Genomic DNA, 6,687 nt, shown 5'->3' with positions numbered 1-6,687 from the left:
CTGATAACGCCCCAGTTCTTTTTGAGTAGCCCCATACCGCAACCAAACTACGACCATTCCTTTTGGTGCAAAACCAAAAATAATATCACCAAATTCGCTATACGTTACAGATTGATTGGGTTTACGCTCATATACATATTCCTTTAAATCTTCGTCATTTTCTAAATCTTCGTAATTGGAATAAAATCTTTTGGTTAAATCCACAATCGTATCTACTGGAAAATCCACATTCAAACGATAAAAGGTATCTTCATATCCTGCATAATAAGTAACATCTACCCCTATAGGAGTACCGTACTGTTCTGTCCATCGTTTATGAGCAGATCCCCATTCGCCCGAAGAACCTCCATAAGGGAATGAAGCTGAACTGCCCTCAAGTGTTTTTATTTTATCATAAACAGGTTCGATTCCATATTTGTTTTCAGGATGACACATCTCTACATGAAATTGTGGTAATTCTTTTTTCATTTGACAACTAATTAATTGGGTAAAAACAACGGCTAATAAACTACAATGCGATACTATTTTTTTTATTTTATCCATGGTGTATTTCTCTTTTTCTATATTTTTGTTCCAATGCGCCTTCTTTGGATGGAGCTTGACTTTCGCGCGTTTCCAATCCAAATTTATTGGCTTTTACTGACCAGTGCAAATATTCGTTTCGCAAAGTTTTTAAATCTTTCTCACTTATATAATCAAGATACGATATTTGTCTCAATTCGTTTAAATAACTTTTCGAATCATTCGATTTTTCTCTAATATATTTATTCCTTAAATCACTACAGGCTTTCATATAGTTCATTAACTGATTGTAAACTTCTTGCAAAAAAAGATTATTTATTTCGTATTTTTTTTCAATTTTAGTAGTATCATATTTCACCCCAAAATAATCGGAGAAAAAGAACATTTTTTTTAGCGGTATTTTATCATAGCTATTGCGTAGATTTTCTCTTGTTCCTACAACGGTATAAAAAGTTTCGGCATCATCGACGCTTCCTTTTACTTCTGTACCTAAATCTGAGTCATGAAGCACTCCTGCTGTAACTTGATAGGGTTTATACCAGCCTTCGTTAATTACTATTTGTCTAAATTTTTCAATTTCGGTATCTGTATCATGAATTACCCTGTTGTATACCGATTCTCTTTTGTAATACAAAACAGAAACTTCCTCTTCCAGATCATTATAAGCACCGCCTATGTCACAATGTACGCCAGGAAGGGTATATTCTAACCCATTTAATCCTGCACTGGTAATATCGGTAAGGTCAAAATTTTCGCGGTATTCGTCATCAGCCGAAAGCTGTAAAACAAAATGTGAATTTTTAATGGCGTCAAGATCTAAATCGCTTACATCATTGCCATGATAAACTCCGTAAGAAGCAACCGTATCATAAAGTCCTGTAAAATGAAATTTAATTTTTTTGGGATTAATTTTTCTTTTTAACAGACAAGCTGCAAAATAACCGTGTTTATCTAATAGAGGACTATAAGGTACCTTAAATCTAAAGTCCTGATTTTCCATTCCTTGGTAGTTACGAGGTGTGTTTACTGTTATATTATTCTCTCGATCTGTGTTAAAAATAATAGCAGGACTATTAGCGATATGCAAAAAATGTCTGGCGGCTGCAGCACCACGGCTAAAACCAAAAACATTTACTTTTAATTCATCGATTTCTTTTCCTGTATATTTTTCCTGAGAGAGTATCTTCCCTGCTTCAACACAAGCCTTTACTACTTTCGCCACTACACCTCGATCTCCCATACCAAGGCAACATCCGGAAAAATATCATCACTCTCTTTATCAGAAGTTCCTATCCCTTCTATATAAATACTTTCCTGAAAAGGAACATCAGTAGCTACAGTATCATAACCTCGTGCCACGTTTGAGAAAGCATTGGTATAACTATCGTCTTCTTGGTTTGATTCTTTGTACTTTTTACCTTCTAGCGTATTGGTTTTATTATTTTGCGTACCATCAAAAAAAATATTTAATGTAATGTTTATTTCATTTGCCAATGAATCGGCAGGATGTAAGGGTTCATAATCATGGTAAAAAACACCTTCTTGATCTCCGTGCCAATTATTATTTTGAGTTGCAATAAAATCTACATTACCCTCGGTTGCGCGTATATCAATATTGTCTGTAGCGGTCTTTTTTAATGTACCGCCAATAATTCTTGTAATACTCATGATTAACCGTTTTTAGATATTTCGCCACTATGGTTATTTACATTTTTGGCACCTCGTACATCGATACTTTTCTCTGTACTATTTAAAAATATTTCCTGAGCCATTTCTTTAATGCCTTTACCCTGTGTTTCTTTATTTCCTTTTATCCACTCAAACATACTTCCTACAATATTTAAAACGAAATTTATCCCGATAGAAATAGTTTTTGAACCTGTAATTGTTTCGGTATGATTTCCGCCAATGGCGTCCATTTTATTTATACCTACATTTGTGTTCATGTTTTCTGAAGCATTAAAATTAATATTTTCGGCATTTACAGTAAAAGTTTTGATGGCATCGGTTGTAACATTACCTTGTCCATCTTGAAAAACTTTACTTCCTGCTTTATCCTGTGTTAAGATAGAACCATCGGCATCGTTGATAACGATTTTACACCCACTTCGGGTTTGAATTACTTTTATGTCATTTTCTGGCGAGCCATAACCCGAAGATTCATTACCATTATATTGTGTTCCCATAACATAGGGATTCTGAGCATTACCACCCTCAAAACCGACCAATACTTCTTCTCCAATTTCAGGGATAAAATAAAAGCCTTTTCCTGCTCCCGAGTGCGGTTGTAACATGCGTATCCATTGGCTCAAAGTATTGCTGGTTGCTCCATAAAACCGCACTTTTACACGACCTAATCCTTCGGGATCATTGTTGTCTTCTATTTTTGCGGGTTGGGTTTCGGCTTTGGCAAAAACATGAACGTTAGTATAATGTGGAGCTGCAACATCGGCAGGAATCGCTTTAAACTCACAAGAATAGTTTCCGTGTACCTCTGAGTGGTGTATCGCTTCTATAACAATCAGTTCATGTTCTACGGTTTGATTTATTATCGTAAATACTTGTCCGATTCCTAAAGGAAAGTATGATATACCACTATAATACACACTATTGGCATCGCTACCCGCAGTTTGTAATGTAACCATTTCTTCTATTTCCTCTTTGCTTTGTGCATTGGTCGTATAGGCACCATTGCTTAAATCAGGCTGTACAACAGTTCCTTGATTATAACCTACTATAGTCGAAAAACTGTCTTTACTACCTGTAGCGGTTCTCGCAGCAGCATTACGAATATCTGAGCCATTATTATAATCATAACCAGTCAAATAAATTTTATGAGATACCATATTCGTTTGTATCTTAAAGCTATGCAGGGAAGCCCCATTGATTAGTTTTACGTTACTACTTTTTGTTTGTCCAAACTGCATACGCATACCATCAAAATAGAACCATTGTCCGTAACGTGCTGCCAATCGTTTTAAGAACTCAAAACTGGTTTCATTATACTGAGCCATGTATTTGAACTCCTTAAGATAGGTTGACCTTATAGAATCTCTTTGATAAAATTCGCCCGGACCTTCGGTAAAAATACCAAGTACAATATCGTCCATTCCTCGCTCTAAGAAAGTTCTTGATTTTTTCATATCATCCAAAACAATCGTATGACTTATACCTGTAACGTGTAAACCAACTGGACTACCGTGAAGATCAACAGAAGAAAGTTCGGTTATGATTCCTTTACTCATCAATCTAATTCCTGTAAGGCTCTTAAAGGTAAAAATAACTTCATCACCCAAATAACTTCTTAATGCTTTTGCCTGGTCAGCAGGTTTTATAATTGCTTTGCCTGTATATTGCCATATAAATGAAAAATGATGATGGTCTGCCATTTTTTGGGATAGCTTTAAATCATAATAAACAACATTTTGAGTAAAACTCCCTATAGTTATATGTACTTGTTCTGATAAATGTGTCATGATAATCGGTACTTATTTTATTTAATTTCTAAATTTAATCCAGTGCAATCCAGTTGTTCGAAGATTTGGCATCCCCAAAGGTTATTTCTTTGGCGACTAATTCCATTGTGATTTTCATTGGTATTTCGGTTGTGCTGGTAAATTTTTCATCATAACTAATGCAAAATGCTTTTATAAATGTGAGTTCTTTCATTTTGCTCAAAGCATCCCTTCTATAAAAAATGATTTTCCCATCCTTGGTCAAATCTCCATTTAACATCCAAGACAAAAAACTACTGCTTTGATTGGCTTCAATTATTATTTTTATAATACCTCCTTTGGCATTTCCAGTAGGTTTACTCGTTGTATCGATTTCTTGCTTAAAGTTGATATTGAATTCAAGGATATTGTACTCTTCCCCGTCAATCTGTAATTTGGATAAAAAACTCATGGTTTTGGTTTATTGATTATAGATAGGTTAAATATTGTCTTACCATTTGATGTAAAAATAATCTTGCAAACCTAAAGGTTGCGTTACATTAAAACAATACCCACTTTTAGTGATTTTATAAAAAATATACTACAACAAAATTCTATCATTTAATTAACTTAAAATAATAATGTTTTAAAAAAGATATAGCTATATAACAACAAAAAAGCATTCTTGAAATAATTCCAAGAATGCTTTTTTGTTAGTGTTTATTAACTAAAAAGTTATTTTGACTGAAAATCGATTTTAAGATGATTTATTATCATGAATGTGTATTTGCCTCCGCTAAATATCTTATTAAAAAGCGCTATTGAGAAAGGTATTTAATTTCATCTTGTACAGTATCCGATATGGGTAAACTACTATGTACTTTATTAAGTGTTTTAATGTTTGAATAGTTATTTATATGTACTACAATTAAATGCCTAGTATGATTTTATTAATTAAAACAGTCCAAACCAGTATTGATAAGAAATGATAAAGCTCAATCGTAATGGACTGAGCTTTATAAAAAAAGTTAGTATGTTTTGTTGTTGTATTTTATGAAATTGCTTCTTGTTTTACAGGATTTTTACTTTCTATAGCAATGAATTTAGTAAGCATAATATCTGCCGTTTGCAAAGCTCCTTCAACCCAACCTTGAGCATCAGAGTAAGCTTCTCCACAAATGTATAAAGAACAATTTTCTATTGGGTGGACAATTTGTTCTTTTACTTCCCAGCTTTTAACTCCAATATTCCAACTATTCCATCCTCCTCCAAACGGATCTTCTCCCCAATCACGGAAAGAAGCACTCTGAACGGCTGGAGTATAATCTACATCATGAATTTGTTTTAACTGACGGTCTAATTCTTCAACCATTTTGCGGGGAGCTTGGTAATCATGCCAACTCTGGTTTAAAACTTTGCTCTCGGCAATTTCGGCATTAGCGCCTTCCCCAATAAAAGGATCACTTATAAGATCGGCATGAGAAATACCTTTTTTCCACGCTTTTTTTCGTTGAGGTCTAAGTCCGTCCCAAAAACCAATATTCGAACCATCGTCATAACTTGCCAATAGCATTGATTCTCCGCTTTGTGAAGGATCTCCATTGTTAATAGGCCAGTAATAGGTTTGTCTTATAGGTAAATCGGTTACAGTTCTTCCTGATTGTAATGGTACATATCCCTCTACAGGATCTGTATATCCTGCATTTCTCCACCAAGGGCTGGAATAGGTGGTAAATACTTTAAACAATGGTCTTGGAGTCACACTGCTTATAAGAGATTGAATTTCCTGTAATCTAGGAGAAGTATTAGTTAATAGGTCAAGAGAGCGACGTGGCATAGCCAATATTAATTGTGTTGCCTCGATGATTTCACCATTAATTGTAAGTTCAAATATATTGTTTTTGGACTCAAATCCTTCTAGTTTAGCGTTTAATCTTACTTCGCCTCCGTCTTGCTCAAAGAAATTTGCTAGTGAAATTGGAACTTGTTGGAATCCATTTTTAAATCCTTTGTATTTTGGTACTAAACCAAAATCCGAAAGATACCACGGAATTGCATCTGCAGCATTCCAGTTAACCAGTGTCGAGTTATATCCTCCAGAATCGATACTAAATTGATACGCTTCTCCACTAATTACACGGTAGAGTAGGTTCCAAAATCCTAATGTGTATAATGGTTCTCCTTCAAATGTTGCTTTATGACACATATCTAAACGTTCCTTTTCGGTTAAATTTGTATTCGTCACACCCGGAACTAATTGTTCGATCGCATTTACAATTATTGTTCCCGAAGTATTTCCTTTTTCCAAAAAAGATAATTTATAAGGTACTTTGTCGGGATCACTTGTAAAGTCCGATAAACGCAGGTGTTCACCACGTAAATAAGCTATGTTTTGAGGCTGATCTACAGGGAAATCGTATAATTTGATTTGCTCTTCCGGAGATAATTTTTTATTTATATCTTCTATTAATTTTACTATTAAATGCTGCGTGTTTTCAAGAATTCGCATTCCGCCTAATTCTGCCACCATATTTGGAATCCCCGGAGGTATTACAGACAATAAACGTCCGCCAATATGATCACCACCTTCAAAGAGGACTATCTTTTTGTCGGGATATTTTGTTTTAAGTTTCCATGCGCTGTATACGCCCGAAACACCTCCACCTACTATGGCGATGTCAATTTTTTTATTTTCCATTTTTTTTATATTTATGTCGCTTTCGCAACGATT

The 6,687-nt window shown here is 34.5% G+C and carries 6 protein-coding genes; all 6 read right to left on the bottom strand.

What is annotated here, in order from left to right:
* On the bottom strand, positions 1-468 hold a 468-nt coding region (locus tag OIU83_RS19320; RefSeq protein ID WP_264207905.1), incomplete at its 3' end, for a DUF2931 family protein.
* Between the two features lie 67 nt (positions 469-535).
* The gene (locus OIU83_RS19315; RefSeq protein WP_264207904.1) at positions 536-1,762 is read right to left on the bottom strand and encodes a DUF2235 domain-containing protein; all 1,227 of its coding nucleotides are present in this window, start codon (positions 1,760-1,762) and stop codon (positions 536-538) included.
* On the bottom strand, positions 1,744-2,190 hold the full coding sequence (locus tag OIU83_RS19310) for a hypothetical protein (protein WP_264207903.1): 447 nt from the start codon (positions 2,188-2,190) through the stop codon (positions 1,744-1,746). Before OIU83_RS19310 ends, OIU83_RS19315 begins: the two co-directional genes overlap by 19 nt.
* Positions 2,191-2,192: 2 nt before the next feature.
* Positions 2,193-3,998, bottom strand: coding sequence for a type VI secretion system Vgr family protein (locus OIU83_RS19305; protein WP_264207902.1), 1,806 nt, complete (start codon positions 3,996-3,998; stop codon positions 2,193-2,195).
* A gap of 34 nt (positions 3,999-4,032) precedes the next feature.
* A complete protein-coding gene (tssD, locus tag OIU83_RS19300; RefSeq protein WP_264207901.1) occupies positions 4,033-4,428 on the bottom strand; it encodes a type VI secretion system tube protein TssD in 396 nt (131 codons plus the stop codon).
* Between the two features lie 579 nt (positions 4,429-5,007).
* Positions 5,008-6,654, bottom strand: coding sequence for a flavin monoamine oxidase family protein (locus tag OIU83_RS19295; RefSeq protein ID WP_264207900.1), 1,647 nt, complete (start codon positions 6,652-6,654; stop codon positions 5,008-5,010).
* Positions 6,655-6,687 lie beyond the last annotated feature (33 nt).

The organism is Flavobacterium shii, from assembly GCF_025847235.1.
GTDB lineage: Bacteria > Bacteroidota > Bacteroidia > Flavobacteriales > Flavobacteriaceae > Flavobacterium > Flavobacterium shii.
Note: the sequence above shows the minus strand (reverse complement) of the source record. Positions and strands in the feature narration are given on the sequence as shown.

Coding starts and splice junctions, on each gene's coding strand:
- tssD (WP_264207901.1), bottom strand. CDS start 4,428: ATGAGTTTTTTATCCAAATTACAGATTGACGGGGAAGAGTACAATATC.
- OIU83_RS19295 (WP_264207900.1), bottom strand. CDS start 6,654: ATGGAAAATAAAAAAATTGACATCGCCATAGTAGGTGGAGGTGTTTCG.
- OIU83_RS19315 (WP_264207904.1), bottom strand. CDS start 1,762: ATGGGAGATCGAGGTGTAGTGGCGAAAGTAGTAAAGGCTTGTGTTGAA.
- OIU83_RS19310 (WP_264207903.1), bottom strand. CDS start 2,190: ATGAGTATTACAAGAATTATTGGCGGTACATTAAAAAAGACCGCTACA.
- OIU83_RS19305 (WP_264207902.1), bottom strand. CDS start 3,998: ATGACACATTTATCAGAACAAGTACATATAACTATAGGGAGTTTTACT.